Source organism: Chitinophaga sp., from assembly GCF_019236475.1.
In the GTDB taxonomy this organism is placed as follows: Bacteria; Bacteroidota; Bacteroidia; order Chitinophagales; family Chitinophagaceae; genus Chitinophaga.
This window is the reverse complement of sequence record NZ_JAFAIX010000006.1, coordinates 52,791-72,846: the sequence shown is the minus strand read 5'-3', so window position 1 is coordinate 72,846 and position 20,056 is coordinate 52,791. Positions and strand designations below refer to the sequence as shown.

Below are 20,056 nucleotides of genomic sequence, written 5' to 3'. Positions count from 1 at the left end.
AAAGTCGAAAGGCCCGCTGTGTAACAGCGAGCCTTTCAAATATATTTCAGGACGAAACATGGCACTGTAACACAGATCAGGAATTGATTCCGTGCCACCACCAATGTTTATTTGTCATGATATTCTGCATAATGAAAGCAAAAATGAAACATTTTTATTTGAAATGCAAATAATTTTTTTCCATTCAGAAAGAAAATTATAGCACCCCTTTCGTACTAGGCAGTTGCATTTTTGTCGGGTTGCGCTTCACAGCCATTTTTACCGCTTTGGCAAAGGCTTTAAATATCGCTTCAATCTTGTGGTGCTCATTCTGTCCCTCTGCTTTAATGTTGAGGTTGGCACGGGCTCCATCGGAAAAAGACTTAAAGAAATGGTAAAACATTTCGGTAGGCATCTCCCCTATCTTCTCTCGTTTAAATTCGGCATCCCATACCAGCCAGTTACGGCCGCCAAAGTCAATCCCCACCTGGGCTAAGCAGTCATCCATAGGCAAGGAAAATCCGTATCTCTCGATACCTCTTTTATCCCCTAATCCTTTGGCAATTGCTTCTCCCAAAGCAATCCCAGTATCTTCTATTGTATGGTGCTCATCTATATGGAGGTCGCCCTTCGCGGTGATATCCAGGTCGATGCTGCCATGACGGGCAATTTGATCCAGCATATGATCAAAGAATCCCAGTCCTGTATGAATATTGGCTTTGCCGGTACCATCCAGGTTGAGGGCAATCGTGATATCGGTTTCATTGGTTTTTCGTATATGTGTTACCGTGCGAAGACCCACCTTCAAAAACTCGTAAATCCGGTCCCAGTCGGTCGATTCTAAAGCGATCACATCCCTCAGTGCGGCCACGGTATCCTGAATTTCTCCACTGCCCAGTCCGTTACCTTCATTCATCCAGATGGCTTTTGCCCCTAGGTTCTTGGCCAACAGTACATCTGTAATGCGATCACCGATTACAAAGGAATTAGCCAGGTCATATTCCCCGGAAAAATATTTCGTCAGCATACCAGTGCCTGGTTTGCGCGTAGGGGCATTATCGGCCGGAAAACTGCGGTCTACGAAGATTTCATCAAATACTACCCCTTCGTTCTCAAAAGCCTTTAAAATCATGTTCTGTGCTGGCCAGAAGGTTTCCTCTGGAAAAGAGGGGGTACCCAGACCATCCTGATTAGTAACCATGGCCAGTTCGTAGCCCAGTTCAGAGGCGATCCTCGCCATATTGACGAATACCTTCGGATAGAATTCTATTTTATCTAGGCTGTCGATCTGATAAGTTGGCGGCACTTCTTTAATCAATGTACCATCCCTGTCTATAAAGAGTACCCGTTTCATGCTGAGACCGTTTTTTCTGTTTGCGGTTGATAAGTTTTCAAAGCTTCCAGCAATAGCTGGTTTTCGGCAGGAGTGCCAATAGTAATGCGCAAACAACCGGCACACAGTTCCACTTTGGAACGATCACGCACAATAATACCTTTCGTAGTCAGGTAAGTATAGATTCCTTTAGCATCGGTGGTTTTAACCAGGATAAAATTGGCATCGCTAGGATACACCTGCAATACTTCAGGCAGTTGCTCCAGGGCGGCGGACAACAAGTCTCTCTCAATCACAATTTCTCTAATCCACTCATTCACCTTTGTCACGTTATCCAGTGCCTGGAAAGCCAGTTCCTGGGTCGACTGGTTCATATTATAAGGAGGCTTGATCTTATTGAACACATGGATAATTTCCTCACTTGCGAACGCCATACCTACGCGCAAACCAGCCAGGCCCCAGGCTTTGGACAATGTTTGCATCACCACCAAGTTTGGATATTCCGTCAGTTCTTGGATAAAAGATTTCTGGCGGGAAAAATTGATATACGCCTCATCAATCACCACGATGCCGTCGAAGTTATTTAACAGCAGCTCAATATCCGCTCTGTGTATGGAATTTCCGGTAGGATTGTTAGGAGAACAGATGAAAATCAGTTTAGTATTTTCGTCAATCGCCTGTTGGAGACCAGCGATGTCCAATTGAAAATCATCTGTCAGGCTCACTTTGCGGATAATCACATCATTGATATTCGCGCTTACCTCGTACATACCGTAAGTAGGCGGGCATAATACCACATTATCCACACCTGGGTTACAGAAAGCGCGATAGAGGATATCAATCGCCTCATCGCTGCCATTGCCCAAGAAAACATTCTGTGGAGGTACGCCTTTCACCTCTGCCAGCTTATATTTCACCTTCCATTGGAGCGGATCTGGGTAACGATTATAATTCACCGGCAATGGAGATCCATAGCCATTTTCGTTGGCATCTATATATACAGTTGCTTCTCCTTTAAATTCATCTCTAGCGGACGAGTAAGGTACCAGTCTTTTGATATTATTCCTCAGGAGGGAGTCTAGATTAAACATTTATATACTTTTTACTACTGTCAATAATTTGATTCAAACGGATGGAAACAGCCTGTTTGTGGGCATCTAGTCCTTCCGCTGCCGCCATTGCCTCAATGGTAGCGCCGATTTCCTCTAAGCCAATTTCCGTTATTTTCTGGAAGGTAATCTTTTTTACAAAGCTGTCCAGTGAAACCCCGCTATAGGCCTTCGCATAGCCATTCGTAGGCAAGGTGTGATTGGTACCAGAAGCATAATCACCCGCACTTTCCGGGGTATAGTTGCCAATGAAAACAGAACCCGCATTGGTAACAGCACCCGCTATCTCTTCCGCTGAAGCGCAGGCCAGGATTAAGTGTTCAGGCGCATAAGCATTCAGCAGTTCCATCGCCACATTTTTATCTTCCACCAGGATGATACGACTATTATTCAGCGCCGCAGCAGCAATATCTTTGCGAGGCAACTGTGCCAGTTGTAGATCCAGGGCCGCCTGCACATCTGTGATCACCTGTTCGCTGGTAGTTACCAACACCACTTGGCTATCAGGACCGTGTTCCGCCTGGGAAAGCAGATCTGCCGCTACAAAAGACGGCATGCAGGTTTCATCCGCCAGCACCGCCACTTCCGAAGGACCGGCAGGCATGTCTATCGCTAAACCGCTTTTATTCACCAGTTGTTTGGCGCAGGTAACATACTGGTTACCCGGACCGAAGATCTTATATACCTGCGGAACAGATTCCGTACCGTAGGCCATCGCAGCGATTGCCTGTACCCCGCCGATAGTGAAAATTCTGGAAACGCCCACCAGTTTGGCCGTATATAATATCGCAGGATGTGTAGAAGGCGTGCAGAGAATGATTTCCTTACAACCCGCGATTTTCGCCGGGATAGCCAGCATCAGGATCGTAGAGAACAAAGGTGCAGAGCCGCCAGGAATATACAGTCCTACTTTTTCAATAGCCACTGATTTTCGCCAGCATTGTACCCCTGGCATTGTTTCGATGACCACTGGCTCAGATTGCTGCGCCTTGTGGAAAGTCGTAATATTCTTTGCCGCCTGGTTGATAGCCGCTTTCAGCGCAGGGTCCAGTGCCGCTTCCGCCGCCTCGAGCGCCGCTGCTGGCACTTCCAGGTCAGAGAGTTGTACTTTATCGAACAGCTCCGCATATTTCCGGATAGCATGATCCCCATTCGCTTTCACGTCTTGGAGGATAGCCTCCACTTTTTGTTCCAGTGCGGAAGTGTCCATCACCGGGCGTTGTAAGATTTCGCCCCAAGAAGCAACTGTTGGATATTTATAAATCTGCATGATTATTCACTTTTATCAGATCACCATTTTTTCGATAGGCACCACCAGGATTCCCTGAGCGCCCGCAGCCTTCAGGCTTTCAATAATATCCCAGAAGTCGTTTTCGTTCAGTACTGAGTGCACGCTGCTCCATCCTGCTTCCGCCAAAGGCAGTACGGTAGGACTTTTCATCCCTGGCAGGAGTGCAATGATTTCCTGGAGTTTTTCATTAGGCGCGTTGAGGAGAATATATTTATTGTTCTTCGCCTTTTTCACCGCCTGAATGCGGAAGAGCAGTTTATCCAGCAATTTGCTTTGTGCTGGCTGGAGGTTTTTGAAAGCCGCCAGGACTGCTTCCGATTTAAGGACTGTTTCCACTTCTTTCAGACCATTCATGAAGAGTGTGGAGCCGCTGCTAACTAGGTCGCAGATACCATCGGCCAAACCGATGCCAGGAGCGATTTCCACGGAGCCGCTGATTTCATGAATTTCCGCTTTGATATTGTTCTTACGGAGGAATTCTTCCACGATTACCGGGTAGCTAGTAGCGATACGGGTGTTTTGCAGATCCTCTACAGAATTATATTCCATAGATTTTGGAACGGCCATGGAGAGTCTGCATTTACCGAATCCCAGTTTCTCAACGATGTTGACCTGTTTTTTCTTTTCCAGGACCACATTTTCGCCAACGATACCGATATCAGCCACACCATCTTCGATGTATTGTGGGATATCATCATCGCGGAGGAAGAATACTTCCAGCGGGAAGTTGGAAGCTTCTGTTTTCAGCTTGTTGACACCGTTATTGATGTCGATACCGCATTCCTTCAACAGTTTGATGGAATCATCGTGCAGGCGGCCTGATTTCTGGATGGCGAGTTTTAGTTTCATCTTGATGGTACAAATAAAAAGGGCTTACCGTTGCGGCAAGCCCTAGATGATGTTTCTAATATTATTGGATACATATAATCATCCCAGCTTACCAGTGGCAAGTATGATGGTGATGATGGATATGTGTGTTTGTCTTCATAATTCGGATACAAAAGTAATAACAAAATTAACAAAACAAACATTTTTTTTCGGGGCTAGCTGAAGGTAACAAATCCTTAACAGTAGCGGGTTTGCAATTATATAAGCACTGTTATAATAATGTATAAGTACTGTTATTTTTCTCTAGTGAAAATATTTTTATAAAAATCTTGTCACGAATGATCACTTCCTGCTACTAATTATATAAACAACCGGTAAGTGGTCAGTTGGGGTTGCAAAAAAATATTTCAACTACTCTGCAACGAAATCACATTTATCACTACTAATAATATAAACACTAAAAGTAAACGCCATGAGAAATTTATTCAAATCTATTGCGATGAGCTTCTTGCATCTTATTGATTATTTCAATATCGATTGCTCAGTCTGATGCGATGTCACTTCGAATAAAATACCGGATATGATGAAAAAAGAAAGTAACTTCTTCGTCATAGGAGCAATACATATGGGTATGTGGCGGGGATGATGGCCTTATCAAACTACTACGAGCAAAAGGTTAAACGGTTGAACCTATCTTGAACTAAAAGAAAAAATCCGCTTGAAAACGAAAGAACAAGAATTTCTGGACCAGATAGAGAAAAATAAAGGGATCATCCATAAGATATCGCGGATGTATATGGATAATCCCTCTGATCAGGACGACCTGGTACAGGAGATCATTCTGCAACTCTGGAAATCATATGATAACTTCCGACAGCAAAGCAGTTTCTCCACCTGGATGTATCGGGTAGCATTAAATACAGCCATCGTATTTTTCAAAAAGGACCAGAAAAAACCAACAACAACCGCCGATGTGCCAGATCTTCCGGCTGAAGAATCATCTGACACGCGAGAATTGCAACTGTCACATTTTTACAGAGCAGTGCAAAAACTAGAAAGACTGGAAAAGGCACTGATCTTCTACCATCTGGAAAAGTATTCACACAAGGAAATCGCTGAAAACCTTGGTATTACTGAAGTAAACGCCAGAACAAAATTGAACAGGGCAAAAACGAAATTAAAAGAACTGATCAGAGAACAAGGTTATGAATTTTAAGGCAACATAATTAACAACTGAAAGGATTAAGAATTTAAACATAAGCATTTAGGGAGACACGATACCATCCGCCTGAATGCTTACATGAAACTGAAAATTAAGTATACTGTTACTGACCACCCATCAAACAATTTAAGCCATGAACTTCGACGATATTCAATCCGCATGGAATAACGAAAATGCAGGAGACAAAATGAATCTGCCTGCCAACCTTGAAAAATTAAAATCTGCAAAAATGCCTATAGATAAAATCCGTCACACCATGAAGTGTGAGTTCTATGTACAGATGCTAGCAGTGTTATTCATAGGGTTTGTCCCTCTTTTTATAGCAGTAGCTAAGCCATTAATGCTGGCATATTACCTGCTGTATATTGTTTTCTTTCTGATTTGTGCATACTTCTTTACCAAGTTCGTTATTAGCTATAAAAATCTTAGCAATAATATGATGACCTCAAAAGATAATCTCTATGCAGTGTACTACGATATGAGGCTGAATATTGAGCTGTATAAGGCTTTTACTTACTGTCTCATTCCCTTCGCAGCCATGATGGCAGGGATTATACTAATTGGAAGTCAAAAAATATCTATCGATGCATTGCTAGTGGACATTTTCCATATAACTAAAATTAAGGCCATCCTTATCGTACTAGTGGTAGTAGGAGGAGTATTGCTGACAGCCTGGATGACGGAAACCTGGATCAAACGTTCCTATGGTAAGTATGCAGCCGAAGTAAAACATGTGCTGGATGAATTTACGGAAGCGTAGATAGCATACAGCATTAACAGAAAGAAAGAAAGAAAGAAAAACAGACAACAACAACAACAACAACAACAACAACAACAACTAATTCATCTCCCCAAAATAAAATTGCCCGCAAATGTGATGATACTTTGCGGGCAAGGTATTGGAAGCTGTTAACACTAATTACTTTGAAAAAGGTTTTCTTGATCTGGATTTAATTGTAACTTTAAAATGCTTTAGAACCCAGTGTGATAACTGTAAAGAGAAGATCATGAAGCCCATGTTTGGCAATAAGCGTATACTACTTGGCAGATAGGCTTTAAGCATATAGTGTTATACAAATAGACAGTAAACGCATAATGATGTACAGATAGGCTGTAAGCATAAGTGCTATACAAATAGACAGTAAGCGCATAGTGTTGTACAAATAGGCTGTAAGCATAAGTGCTATACAGATAGACAGTAAGCGCATAGTGATGTACAGATAGGCTGTAAGCATAAGTGCTATACAGATAGACAGTAAGCGCATAGTGATGTACAGATAGGCTGTAAGCATAAGTGCTATACAGGGAGACAGTAAGCGCATAATGATGTACAGATAGGCTGTAAGCATAAGTGCTATACAGGGAGCCATCAAATAAATTTATCTCAGCTTTGTAATCACCGTCGCCGTGAAATCCTGATGGCCGGTAGTAAAAGTTTCCACCTGAAAATCCTGTGTATTTAAATATCTTTCTATCACTGGCAAACCTGGTGCATAATGAAAACGGCCTCCTGGCTTTAATGCCGCCAGGATTTCCATATACTTGCCCGCATAACGCTTGAAATCACCATCCTCCCGTAAATGATGATGATAGAAATGATTGGAAAACCCAAGGTGACTAACAATCGTTCCCCACTGCGATGCACCATAAGGAAACGCTAGCCAGTCGTACCGCAATGATACCGCTGATGCAGCAGCCATTCGATCAATCCCAACCGCCTGTATCCCCACACTTCGTAGGTAATGCACCAACAAAGCCTGCTCCCCACAACCAATATCCAGTAAAGGCCCTGTAACCTGCTCTGGAGAAAGTTGCAATACCGATAACTGCAACTTCGCCTGGTATTCCGCACAAACCACATGCGTGATCTCCGCTGGCGCCACACTATATAACCTTTCTGCAAATGGATTCCATTGGCATAACCAAGAACGTAGTCGCATATAATGCTTTGGAGAGACAACAGCCGCTTCTTCGGTTCTTATCTCTTCCAACAACCTGACATACAATTTTCTCAACTCATCCACCGCCCTGCCTGGAAATGAAAAATATTGATTCACCCTATAAAACTGCTTCAACACATTTTCCACCATATAATTGATCAGACGATCTGCTAACACAGGCGTAATCATATGCCTATCCGCAATCAACTGCTGCATTTCCGGTGTGAATTGCATAGTGGCTAATTGCGTTGGATTACAAATGTTTTTTCCTGCATGAAAAGCGAGCTGTCGGTCTATAATGGCGGATAATTCCTGCATTTTGGGCATATTTTGATGAGTAACCAAACAAAGATAAAAAAAGACCACTGCGGTCTATCGTACAATGAAATATTACAGCTACCTGATTCCCTGAAAGTTAAACCCAAACCCGCCACCGGCCTGGCCATCTCCCGAAAAAAAAATACGAACAGGGATTTCTTAAACTAAATAATTTAGCTTTACTTTGCTAATAATATTAGTATTCTCAAATTGATAGTTATGGAAGCATTGAAGCTGAGTGGAGAATTTGTTACCCTGCCCTTTTTTAACACTACTATGCCCGCTGGGTATCCTGATTCCACTCCCCTGGATGACCAGGAATCGAAAATAGATCTCTCTAGGATCCTGCAACCCCATCCCAACAGTACCTTTATTATCACTATTAAAGGGGACAGTATGGCGGAAGCAAACATGCCTGACGGCTGTATGGCCGTGGTAGATAGATCGATCAAACCATCCACCGGAGATATTATCCTGGCTGTACTGGATGGTGAATTTACAGTGAAGCGACTGGTAAAAGCCGGCCGCAACTGGGTATTACACCCGGAAAACACTTTTTATAAACCTATTGTTATTACAGAAGATACTGATTTCCAGGTATGGGGTGTTGTCACCTCCGTGATTGTGGATATGCGTAAATAATAGCGAAATGTATAATCCACTGGTATTGTTTACCAAGCCTTTGCTAACTACTCTGCTCAATAGCGGGTATAGTATCTTCGTACGCCAAAGCTATCTTCCGGGAATTGAACCCGGCGATAACAACACCAAAGAGGCATTTCTCATCACTCCTTACATGGATATCGGTGAAGCAAACCTCCACTTTCAGGCAATACGATTCGATAAAAGAAAATATATCTACCAGGCCCATCGTCCGGAAGAAATGGATAAACTATTCATCGCTGCCTCACAACCGCCTGGCTATAAGGTTTTTGCCGCCTGGCTCAAAGGAGAACATTGGGAACCTTCTGAAGAACTAGGACATAAATTGAAACGCTATATCTCCATACATACCAACTGGCGGCCTAACCATACGGTAGATGTGGAACTCTTCTTTAAATACGGAGAATTGTTCCTGGCACTCCGGTACGGACAAGAAGAATTAAAAGTACCTTTACATCAAATCATCGCAGGATAGCATGTGTTACGATATTGCATTTACTACCAGGATTGAAAGCGTCTTCAAGCTCATGCCTTTGCTGAATACAGCTCCGGGGGCAGATCTCAGTTTCGACCCTACCTATCACAAAATAGGTATGTCTTACCCACAATGGCCCATCGTTCTGGACCATGAAGGTCCACAACTGACCAAACTGACCTGGGGCCCCATTCCGAAAATGCTCAATACCCTGGAAAAAGTAAAGCGACAAAGACAAATGTTCCTCAACGCCAGGAGTGAAAAAGTCTTGGAACCACGCACCATGTGGAATGCTATCCGTAACCAACGATGCCTCATCCCCGTTACCGGATTCTTCGAATACCGCGAAATACCAGGATGGAAAAATAAAGTCCCCTACTATATCAAATCCACCGAACAGGATGTTTTCTTTATCGCCGGACTGTGGACACTCTCCAATTCTTGGGATGTAGATAAACCAGAACGGATCCCCACCTTCACCTTGCTCACCCGGCAAGCCAACCAGGTATTGCAACAGATTCACAATGGTGGCGACAATGCCGGCCGCATGCCCTTGATGCTCACCAACGAACTAGCCGAAGAATGGATTAAACCAGATCTAACGGATACAGATATACGGGATATATTGCAGTATACACAACCCTCTGAGTCGCTGGAATACTGGACGGTCAACTCTGTACGCAAAACCAAAGCAGACGATGAATCTGTGCTGGCACATGTAGATTATGAAGGTCTACCACCCGTATTGATCGATTAATTAACCTCCATTTTCAAATCAATTATCATAACTTGCATATGCAGGAAAAAGATTCCTGCTGTTTAAACCCTATTGCATTTATAAGTCCTGCCAACATGAATACCTATAAAGTTGGTGCCTCTGCCACCACACCCATCAAACTATCCGTTGACGTTACTACCCGCGGATTTGCAGACACCAGGGCCTTCCTAACCGATACCGATTTGGTAGCCATCGGGCCAAGCGTAGGCGATTCTTCCAATGCCAGCGGTGATATCGCGCCTACTATCATCGGCAATGCAGTGGATATAGCAGGAAGATACCTGTCTATCACCACGCATATTCGTATAACCGGTACCGATATAGTAGCCCGACAAATGGAATTTACCCGCATTAAAATGCTGTATACCCTCGATAACGGCATCGACGGCCATAAGGAATTCAATAATCCTGATACCATGATCGACCTGAATGGGGATTATACTAAAATCGAAATCACTAAAGATATTCTCCTGACGAGCATATGAAAAAGTTACTATGCCTCCTCTGCTGTATCACGATGGCAGGGAAAGTCGCGGCCCAGACTGTTCTCAACACAGATAAACTAGCGGTACCCCAGTCTGCCGCTACTAGACTGATAGATGCATCGCAAACCCTGAGTGGTACTTCCGGTCCGCCGAAAGCATTTGCACTAGGCCTCCTCCAAAGCTTCGACAATAGCAACGGCTGGCCACAAAATTATGCTGCCGAAATAACGCCTTATTGGATGATTAGTCCGGCCAACAGGAACTTTTATAATTATATCGGGCTGGACTCTGGCCGGTTTAAAACCAGTAATTGGAAAACGAATCCTTTCGCTGCTGCGAAATTCGTTAGTATTTCGATTGCCTTTGCCAATAAGAATATGAGTGCAGATTCTGCTAATGGCAAGCAGAAAGTCTTTTCTATTGGCGCTCACACTACACTGTTGCGCGCTTACAGAAAGAACTACGCCGCTGGACTTGCTGCTAATTTACAGCAGTGGATAGTGTTGGATAAGGCGGCTATTCTTCGGCAATATACCGATACGAGTCTACTCTACCGACAGTACCGTCAGGCGAGGCTTAGAGGGGATACTGCCACCATGCGCACTATTCGACAACAACTGGATAAACAGGAACAAGCAAGCATACAAGGAGCAGATCAACAATTTCAGCATCGGGTGACCGCTGATTCGCTGGCAGTCGCCATCGAAAAACAATTGAATGAAAAACCCATATTTCAATGGGACCTTTCTACCGCATATGCCGCTTACGGTGTGGGCGACAGTACCTGGAAATCAGGACGCTCCGCTGTATGGACGTCTGTAGAATTGAACCTGCCATTAAATAGCCAGGCCGATAAAACACAATTGAATTATTTGTCTGTTGCTGCGTATATGCGTTACATGTATGATGCATATACCCAGAATAAAAAAGAAGTTGGTCCTGGAAATGCAATAGACCTAGGCGGTAAAATTATGTTTGAATTTGATCCAGTTAGCTTCGGTACAGAGTATGTGCATAGAAGTTATACTGGGCTCACTGCGCTGAAATCGCAGCGCTTTGTAGGCTTTATCAATTACCGCATTACGAAGGCGCTCTATTTCAGTGGCACATTCGGAAATGATTTTGGTTTTAATAAACCTCGCCTCTTCTCTGCATTGGGCATTAATTGGGGCTTTGGCAATGAGAAAGTCAGTTTCTAAACCATAAGTTATCATCCCTGTATCCTTACAGGCCCTGTATTGTCATTCCTATGTCAATACAGGGCTTTTTTAATGATAGAAATTAAACCAGAAAAAGTTCAATCAATTTAGTTCACGGTGTATTTTATACAACCTAAAAACACAATGAATTAATTTTAAGCAATTTATAATTCTGATGTATATATTGTGATTCGATTCGTCATTAAGTAATTTTTTTCACATGAATGAGTGAACCACTCTAAAAAAAATGTTAAGATTTTTACTTTGTGCATCGACGGTAATTGTAGCGCAACCAGCATTTAAGTGTAGCAGTGAACAGATTTTAAATGAAAACCATAATGGAAAAAGTCATTTAAGAGATCAACCAATGCCCGTAACCACGTCGAATTATTTGTGAACAATAAAAAAGTCAAGTAATACCTGTAAAAACAGAAGTGAACAATTATTATCTGCCCGTGAACAGCAGATGGTAGCTATTGCTTAACCAATTTCCATTTTATCAAAACCAAGGATCATGCACAAGAAGCTGCTAATTTTAGCGCTACTGGGATTGCTGTGCTATACAGTCAACGCCCAGGGGCAAAAAATTTCAGGAACAGTCAAAGATGACAAAGGTGTTGCCCTGCCTGGTGTATCCATTCGCGAAGCAGGAACTACAAACGGCACCGCCTCCACCCCCGACGGAAAATTTACGCTCACCCTGAAAACCGCTGCAGCAAAGCTGTTGGTGTCTTTCATGGGGTATGAACAACAAACCGTAAATGTGGGTGGGAAAACAGATTTTCAAATCACATTGAAACCCGATGCAAAAGCATTGAAAGATGTTGTTGTCATCGGTTACCAAGAAGTAAAACGTACCAAAAGTACTGCAGCCGTTACTTCTATTATGGGTAAGGATATCGAGAACTTACCCGCCGCCAGCGTGGATGTATTGCTGCAAGGTAAACTCTCCGGCGTAAACGTACAGAACTTTACTGGGCAGCCAGGGGTGAAAACATCCTTGATGGTACGTGGTAACACCCGACTGATGTCTGGCTCCAACTTCAATGGGGACGAGGCTTTCAGTAACCCGCTGTACGTAATCGATGGTATACCTATCTCTGATGATGAAGTGAAATCCTTCAACAGTACCGGTACTAACTTCCTCGCCAGCCTGAACCCTAACGATATCGAATCCATCGACATCCTCAAAGACGCTTCTGCTGCTGCGATCTACGGTTCCAGAGGTGCCAATGGTGTGATTATCATTAAAACGAAAAAGGGTACTACTGGCAAAGCTAAATTCAGTGTAAACGCCTACTATGGCCTAGTTCCAAAACCGCAGCAAGTAAGCACTGTTATCGGTGCGGAAGAGCGCAGACGTAAATTGGCCATGATTAAAAATTATGGTAATTACAGTCAACTGGATGCACAAGTACCTATCATCCTTACAGATAGTCTGAACCCTATCTTCAATAACAATAATAACTGGCAGGACCTCTTCTATCAAAATGGTCAGGTACAGAACTATGATATCGGCGTAAGTGGCGCTAATGAAAACGTGAACTACCGCGTGAGCATGGGTATGTACGACGAAAAAGGGGTTATTATCAATACCGGTTACAAACGTTACTCCATCAACTCCAACCTCGGCTTCCAAATCAATAAAAAACTGGAACTGCAAACAAACCTGCGCCTATCAAAAGGATTAAGACAAGTAGGTAAAGGTAGTGGCCTAGATGAGAACAACCAGTTGAGAGACATTTTCAAGGTATCTCCTATCGATATGCCTACCTCCCTTATCTACCTGAGACCCGAGGATAGAGACGCTATCATAAATCCGTATAGCCGTAGCCGTAATGACAACGTCAACAACGATGTGAACGTGAATGTGCAGTTAATGTACCACATTAAAGATAACCTGCACTGGACCACCAGAGGGGCGCTTACATATTCCAATGCGAAATATGATTACGCTGCTCCTGGAGATCTCGCTCCTTCTCTGACAGGCGAGGCAATGTCTTCTTTCACACAATATTCCAAATACTTACTGACCAACCATCTGACCTGGAATAAAACGATCAATCGTATCCATAACATCAACCTGTTTGCTGGTCAGGAGTTTGAAAGACGTCAGAGCGAATCCCTGAAAGCCTATGGCCGTGGTATTCCTAATGATAACATCCAAGTAGTATTGGGTAACTCCAAACTCAATGGTGGCGGTTATTCGGACTATATCACCTATGCGAAGCTTTCCTATATGGCAAGCGCGCACTATGATTTCCGTGATAAATATATGTTCGATGCATTCTGGAGAGCAGATGCGTCCTCCCGCTTCGGTACCGCAAATAAATGGGGCTATTTCCCATCTGTATCCGTAGGTTGGTTGGTACACGAAGAAGCATTTATCTGCGACCACTTCCCTATCATCAACTTCCTGAAACTGAGAGCCAGCTATGGTATCAACGGGGATGAAAGCAGCATCGGTGATATGAGCAGATACAACGCCTATAAAATCGGTAACCAGAACTACAACGGTAGCGCTGATGTAAACACCTACAATGGCGCTGTTATCATTACACCTGACTTCAAAAAAATCACGCGTAATGATGTGACCTGGGAACAATCCAAACAATTCGATCTGGGTACTGAAATTGAAATCCTGCAAGGTAGATTCAGACTGGAAGCAGACTGGTATATCAGAAATACCACTGGACAGTTGTTGAACGTATGGGTACCTGAAACCTCCGGCTACGAGGAAGCATTAACCAATGCCGCTGGTGTTAGAAACTCCGGTATCGAAATCAACCTAACCACTCGTAACCTGGCTCCTAACCATAAATTACAGTGGACTACCAACTTCAACTTGTCTTTCAACAAAAACATGGTGACCCAACTGCCTGATGGTAACCGCGATATGTATATCAGCAGCGATTACGGACAGACAGTATATGTAGTAGGAAAACCTGTAAACATGTACCAGATGTACATTACAGACGGTGTTATCAACAGCAAGAGCGACCTGCTGGTAAATCCATACACCGGTGAAGTAGGTAAAACCAAATGGGGCACCCTGGTACTCGGTTATCCAAAATGGAGAGATATTAACGGCGACTACATGATTTCCGACGTAGCAGGCGCCAACGATATCACCTTCTATGGCGATCCAAATCCTAAGTTTACTGGCGGTCTCACTAACACTATTACCTGGAAAAACTTTACACTCCAGTTCCTTACCACCTTTACTTTTGGCAGAACTATCGTGAATCAAACGCTGGCTCAAAAGCTCTCCAATGGTCTGTTCTATGGTAGCTCCAACGCTTTCGCATTGTCTTCCCTGACAGATGTGGAAAAATACAACTACTGGAGAAAAGAAGGAGATCATGCCACCTTCCCTGCACTGAATCCTTTCATGGGTCTCTATGCATGGCGCACCGGACAGTCGCTGTTCGTTGAGCCAGGATGGTATATCCGTATCAAAAACCTGAACCTTGGCTACAACTTCGACAAAAGAACGTTCCGCTTTGTTGACAACATGCATCTGAGTAGCCTGCGTGTATACGGTATGATGGATAACGTAGCGATGTTCCAAAAATTCTCTGGTATTGATGCAGAGCGCGTAAATGCGCAGGGATATGACTTCGGTGATGGTTATCCGCTGCCTACCAAATTTACTGTAGGTGCACGTGTAGAATTCTAGTTTATCCAGTAAATCCAATGCAATGAAAAGAATCAAATTAAGTTTATATAGCCTTTTACTCCTGGGTGCACTTACCTCCATGAGTTCCTGTAAAAAGTACCTCGACAATGAATTGAAAAATGGTACTTATGACAACGTTTTTTGGAATTCTCAGCAAGACGTGGAAGCAGCTATGAATGGCGCCTATGCGCTATATCGCACTGCCAACCAGAATAAAAATACCTTCTTCATTTGGGGGGATGTTCCTGCCGGCATCTATGCTACTGAAAGCTCTTACCTGAAACCTGTAGTGGAATCCGGTGATTTCAAAACACCATATTACGAAGATGCTTGTCACGATTGGACCAACTGGTATCGCATTATCAATCAGTGTAACATGATTATTGATAAGGTAGGCCAGTTACCTGTATCCAAATTCAAAGAATCATCTATCAGTGCAGAGGAAGTAAAAAACACTTATATCGGTGAAGCTTATTTCCTGCGTGCACTGGCGTACTTCTCCATGGTACGTGTGTGGGGTGATGTGCCTGTGCAGAACACTCCTATTTACGCAGCAGAACAGATTAAAATTAAAGCCAGAAGTCCACAAGACTCCGTCCTGGACCTAGTTACAGCCGACGCGCAATCCGCCAGTGCCCTGCTGACTTGGGATTATGCGGATGATCAAAACAAATCCAGAGCAGGTAAAGCGGCAGCATTATCATTATTGTCGCATGTGACAGCATGGCGTCATAAATATGATCTGACACTGAAATATGCTGACTCTGTTGTTAATCGTGGAAAATATGCACTGGAATCTGCGGCCACTTTAAGTCGCCTGTATAAATCCAAAAGCAATTCTTCAGAGATCATCCTCGTGGTGAACAATGACGATGCTGCAGGAGAAAGCAACGGTAACGGTGGCGGGTTCAGTATTCCAATGGCGGTGGCAACAGGTGTAACCCTGACTGGCCAGACGGCATTCAGTTTGTATTGGGGTAATGCCAGCAACATTGAGATGTATTACAAAACCAAAGACAATCCGGATGCACATGCAGATGCCAGGTATAGAAGTTTCTTCCTGCCAAAAACTGCGGATAAATATGTGTTGCTGAAGTATTCAGATGTAGTGAATAAAAGTACTACAGGTGGCACACTCTATAAGGATCAGTCGCCATTGATCATCTACCGTCTAGCAGATATGCTCCTGTTGAAAGCAGAAGCAGAAGCTAACCTGGGTCAGGAAAGTAATGCCATGAATACTGCCAATATTGTTAGAACACGTGCTGGCATTCCTCCATTGCAAGACTATAGCGGTCAGCTCCTAAGACGTGAGCTGCTGGCAGAACGTTTCCGCGAACTCACCGGAGAAGGCCAGAACTATTTCGATATGATCCGTACCGGATTTTATCCTAACTGGTTAACATCTGCAGACCGTATCAGCAAGAAAGGTTGGTTATGGCCGATTACCAAAAGCGTTTTCAATAACAACCCGCTGATGGTACAGAACGAGTATTGGAAAGGAAGATATTAATCAAAAATTCATTACATCAATTGCAAAAAATGATGAAACATATTTTTTTGAAAACGGCTACTGTGCTGATGATCGTGTATACCCTCGCTAGCTGTAAGAAAAGTCAAATCATTGATGGTGGTGTCTCCGACCCGCATGTGAACATGACCACTTATGATTATCTGAAGAACAATTCCTGGCATCTCTTCGATACCACACTGCTGTTGATTGACAAAGCAGGTATGAAAGATGTGATTAATGGAGATGTCACCTTCTTTGCGCCTACCAACTATTGCATCAATAAATACCTTGCTGCAAGAAGAGACGCTGCAAGAAAAATCTCTGAAAAACTGGACTATACACTGGATTCTCTCTTCAAGGAATTCACTCCACAAATGCTCCGTGATTCCCTGGGAAGATATTGCTTCAAGGGTAAGATCAACCGCGATCAAATGACAGAGAAAGGTCAATCCTTTGAATCATTGACAACTGGCGCTCCTTTGTGGTTGTATCTCACTAAATATACCTACATCAACAGCGGCATGATGACCACCACTGGTTTCCTTGTATCTGCCCGCAGAGTAATCGGCGATCCGGATATTATGGTAAACAATCAATTGGTAGATCCTAGCGGCGATCCTAAACTTACAGACGTTGCAACCATTTGTCAGACTTCCGGTATACTCACTACCAATGGTGTAGTGCATGTAATGGCCAATAGTCACTTGTTCAACTTCTATGGCAGATAGTCTTTAATCTTCTTAAATCAGTACAATGAAATTCAAACATATCATATTCGCCTGCCTGCCGCTGATAGCTGGTTTTACTGCCTGCCAAAAAGTGGAAACAGGTTACTTGAGTGATTATCCTCGCTATGCCGATAATCCACTCACCATCACACAAGGGTCCTTTAAAATGTCTGCCGGTATTATTCCGGACAACTCTACTCCTCCTTTGAATGTAACGCTGCTGGATGTACGCGACAAAGCGACTGGTAAACATGCGGATGTATTCTTCCAGGAGTTTGACACCTATGTATGGACAAAACCATACGATCCGGTAACCGATACTACTTTCGATTTGATCAATGCCAAGCGCTCAAAAGCCAAGAAGAAACCATTGGAAATTCTGGCTGCCAGCGGACAGTTGATCTTCTCGGATGTTACGACCAACGTTCCTCCTGGCACCTATACCATTGATCTTCAGATCTCCAATCCAAGAGGTACCAAGCAGTATAAAAACATCTGTGATATTATCGTGAATGCACAGAAAGAATACGAATATGTAAACGCACCATACGCGCTTGCTGGTAAAACCGACAAGGAAGAAGCGATCCGTTTCTCCTATGATGCAGACTGGATTGATCAACTGATTGGTCGTTCTACTACTGCATGGCTGAAGATTAAAAAGGTAGCTAATGAACCAAACCAGGTAATATTCGTTGTAAAAGACAAATATGGTAATATCTTCCCGCCAAATGCATTGCAGAAACGTCCTAGCGGTAGTTCTTTCCTGAAAACGATGGCAACATTTGCGGTAAAGACTTTCACCAACGATACTGCAACTATTCACCAGTTTGCAACGGTTCCTTTCCCACATACTTATTGGGAAAGCCAGAGCAATGGTATCAACTGCTATTATCGTATTTATAGTCAGTATATTCAATCTATTGATACCGCTGACGCGAGAAACTGGTTCCCACCAAACTCCACTCCATATGGAGAATGGAACAAACAACCAGTTAACCTGAACGTCAGGATGAATACAAGAATTCTGACACCAGGCAGTTACGTATACGAGCTGAATTTGCAGTGTACTATGAAAAAATAATTCCATTTTCACTGAAGGCTGGCTAAATTTAGCCAGCCTTCTTTTCAAGCAATAATGATATGCTCAGTCACCTGAAACGTCATATTGGTATGTTGGCGGTGAGTCTTCCGCTCTTCGCTACAGCAGCTACCTATAACGGGAATGATTCTACGAACATTGGTAAAAAGACGTTCATCATTCCCGCCAATAAATCTTATGTAGAACCTTACAGAGAGGATAATCCCGTTCGTTACAACCAGGATAGACCTTCTGCTGAAATACATAACTGGACAGATGCCGGCACCAATATCAGTTGGTATCTATATGCCAAACCTGCTGTTTACAAAGTGTATCTCCATGGCAAATTGCCTGCAGGAGATAAATCGGACCTTATATTAAATATCACCCGTACAGATGGCTCCTTCCGCCCACAACAAGCCAAGTTACACTTCGAATCCGATAGTAGTCGTGTATTTGTTGCCAATCTGAATATCGGTGATGCCGGTTACTATCGTTTTGAACTACAACCGAAACGCAAGACTGGCAAAGAATTCCTGCAAGTATCCCAACTTACATTCGAAACCGTTTCCGGCGATAGTGCAGAGGTACATCAGACAAAATATCTTTCCTCTCCTTCCGTGCATCTCCGTTTCGGTCCGGAAGACCAGGTTAAACGCGAATATGACTGGTTATACGGCGAGATCACGGTTCCGGTAGGATATGATCCCATGTATACGTATTACATGAGCCTGGGCTTTTATAGAGGGTATTTCGGCATACAGGTCAACAGGAGTACAGAGAGAAGGGTTTTATTCAGTGTATGGGATAGTTCCAATGAAGGCGTAGACCGTAATAAAGTAGGCCAGACAGACAGAGTAACCCTGTTGGAAAAAGGGAAAGATGTTACCGGCGGTGGCTTTGGCAACGAGGGTACTGGTGGCCAGACTTATCGTAAGTATATGTGGAAAACCGGCACCAAAGTGCAGTTCATCATGAACATGCGTAAACTGCCAGATAATTTTGTAGTCTATTCCGCTTGGTTTAAGGATAATGAAAAAGACGGATGGCAATATATGGCCAGTTGGAAAGCACCGCGCGAAACACGTTTCTTTGACGGATACTATTCTTTCTTGGAGAACTTCGGCCCTGGTAATGGACAACAAACCCGCAAGGCCTTATATGGTAATGCTTGGGGGAAGATTGCCGGCGGAGGGGATTGGGTTTCGTTTAACCGTGCCCGTATGACCTACACCGATGGCGCTCCAGGCCAGCGTTGCGATTATGCCGGAGGCCAGGATCCAAATCAAAAGGACCTTTTCTATATGAGCTCTGGCGGATATAGCGCTACCCAATATAACCAGTTCACCACCATCCCGAAAGGAACTAACATTCCAGTGACGGATCTGAAACAATTGGAAGCGCAGGTAGATCATGCGATTAACAATGCGAAATAAAA

Annotated in this window: 17 protein-coding genes; 12 read left to right on the top strand and 5 right to left on the bottom strand. The window is 43.6% G+C overall.

The genetic code is table 11. The annotated features are described in order from the left end of the window. Nucleotides 1–196: 196 nt before the first annotated feature. The 4 genes from hisB to hisG are packed head-to-tail and all read right to left on the bottom strand — an operon-like array spanning nt 197 to nt 4,561. A complete protein-coding gene (gene hisB / locus JO154_RS09610; RefSeq protein WP_291944372.1) occupies nt 197–1,333 on the bottom strand; it encodes a bifunctional histidinol-phosphatase/imidazoleglycerol-phosphate dehydratase HisB in 1,137 nt (378 codons plus the stop codon). Then, nucleotides 1,330–2,403, bottom strand: coding sequence for a histidinol-phosphate transaminase (hisC, locus tag JO154_RS09605; protein ID WP_291944370.1), 1,074 nt, complete (start codon nt 2,401–2,403; stop codon nt 1,330–1,332). Before hisC ends, hisB begins: the two co-directional genes overlap by 4 nt. Beyond that, nucleotides 2,396–3,691, bottom strand: a complete 1,296-nt coding sequence (gene hisD / locus JO154_RS09600; RefSeq protein ID WP_291944368.1) for a histidinol dehydrogenase — start codon at nt 3,689–3,691, stop codon at nt 2,396–2,398. Before hisD ends, hisC begins: the two co-directional genes overlap by 8 nt. A 15-nt stretch (nt 3,692–3,706) precedes the next feature. Then, the gene (gene hisG / locus JO154_RS09595) at nt 3,707–4,561 is read right to left on the bottom strand and encodes an ATP phosphoribosyltransferase (protein WP_291944366.1); all 855 of its coding nucleotides are present in this window, start codon (nt 4,559–4,561) and stop codon (nt 3,707–3,709) included. Between the two features lie 697 nt (nt 4,562–5,258). Between hisG and JO154_RS09590 the strand changes: the two genes are divergently transcribed. Both JO154_RS09590 and JO154_RS09585 read left to right on the top strand, forming a co-directional pair. After that, entirely contained in the window at nt 5,259–5,756 is a 498-nt protein-coding gene (locus JO154_RS09590; RefSeq protein WP_291944351.1) for a sigma-70 family RNA polymerase sigma factor, read from the top strand. A gap of 139 nt (nt 5,757–5,895) precedes the next feature. Continuing rightward, on the top strand, nt 5,896–6,522 hold the full coding sequence (locus JO154_RS09585) for a hypothetical protein (RefSeq protein WP_291944348.1): 627 nt from the start codon (nt 5,896–5,898) through the stop codon (nt 6,520–6,522). A gap of 619 nt (nt 6,523–7,141) precedes the next feature. Here JO154_RS09585 and JO154_RS09580 read toward each other — a convergent pair. Then, complete coding sequence (locus JO154_RS09580) at nt 7,142–8,020, bottom strand: class I SAM-dependent methyltransferase (RefSeq protein WP_291944346.1); 879 nt, start codon at nt 8,018–8,020, stop codon at nt 7,142–7,144. A gap of 219 nt (nt 8,021–8,239) precedes the next feature. Between JO154_RS09580 and umuD the strand changes: the two genes are divergently transcribed. The 10 genes from umuD to JO154_RS09530 all read left to right on the top strand — a co-directional run bounded on the left by umuD (nt 8,240) and on the right by JO154_RS09530 (nt 20,054). Continuing rightward, on the top strand, nt 8,240–8,662 hold the full coding sequence (gene umuD, locus JO154_RS09575; protein ID WP_291944343.1) for a translesion error-prone DNA polymerase V autoproteolytic subunit: 423 nt from the start codon (nt 8,240–8,242) through the stop codon (nt 8,660–8,662). A 7-nt stretch (nt 8,663–8,669) separates the two neighbouring features. After that, a complete protein-coding gene (locus JO154_RS09570) occupies nt 8,670–9,158 on the top strand; it encodes a hypothetical protein (RefSeq protein WP_291944341.1) in 489 nt (162 codons plus the stop codon). Nucleotide 9,159: 1 nt separating this feature from the next. Continuing rightward, complete coding sequence (locus JO154_RS09565; RefSeq protein ID WP_291944339.1) at nt 9,160–9,915, top strand: SOS response-associated peptidase family protein; 756 nt, start codon at nt 9,160–9,162, stop codon at nt 9,913–9,915. 95 nt (nt 9,916–10,010) lie between these two features. Continuing rightward, on the top strand, nt 10,011–10,421 hold the full coding sequence (locus JO154_RS09560) for a hypothetical protein (protein ID WP_291944336.1): 411 nt from the start codon (nt 10,011–10,013) through the stop codon (nt 10,419–10,421). Further along, complete coding sequence (locus JO154_RS09555; protein WP_291944332.1) at nt 10,418–11,620, top strand: hypothetical protein; 1,203 nt, start codon at nt 10,418–10,420, stop codon at nt 11,618–11,620. Before JO154_RS09560 ends, JO154_RS09555 begins: the two co-directional genes overlap by 4 nt. Before the next feature lie 514 nt (nt 11,621–12,134). Next, the gene (locus tag JO154_RS09550; RefSeq protein ID WP_291944329.1) at nt 12,135–15,299 is read left to right on the top strand and encodes a SusC/RagA family TonB-linked outer membrane protein; all 3,165 of its coding nucleotides are present in this window, start codon (nt 12,135–12,137) and stop codon (nt 15,297–15,299) included. Nucleotides 15,300–15,321: 22 nt separating this feature from the next. Continuing rightward, the gene (locus tag JO154_RS09545; RefSeq protein ID WP_291944326.1) at nt 15,322–16,812 is read left to right on the top strand and encodes a RagB/SusD family nutrient uptake outer membrane protein; all 1,491 of its coding nucleotides are present in this window, start codon (nt 15,322–15,324) and stop codon (nt 16,810–16,812) included. A gap of 29 nt (nt 16,813–16,841) precedes the next feature. After that, complete coding sequence (locus tag JO154_RS09540; RefSeq protein WP_291944323.1) at nt 16,842–17,540, top strand: fasciclin domain-containing protein; 699 nt, start codon at nt 16,842–16,844, stop codon at nt 17,538–17,540. Nucleotides 17,541–17,565: 25 nt separating this feature from the next. Beyond that, nucleotides 17,566–18,621 carry a DUF5007 domain-containing protein gene (locus tag JO154_RS09535; RefSeq protein ID WP_291944320.1) on the top strand — a complete coding sequence of 352 codons (1,056 nt, stop codon included), beginning with the start codon at nt 17,566–17,568 and terminating at the stop codon, nt 18,619–18,621. 59 nt (nt 18,622–18,680) lie between these two features. Beyond that, nucleotides 18,681–20,054: a DUF3472 domain-containing protein gene (locus tag JO154_RS09530; protein WP_291944316.1), complete on the top strand. Its 1,374-nt coding sequence runs from the start codon at nt 18,681–18,683 to the stop codon at nt 20,052–20,054. Nucleotides 20,055–20,056 lie beyond the last annotated feature (2 nt).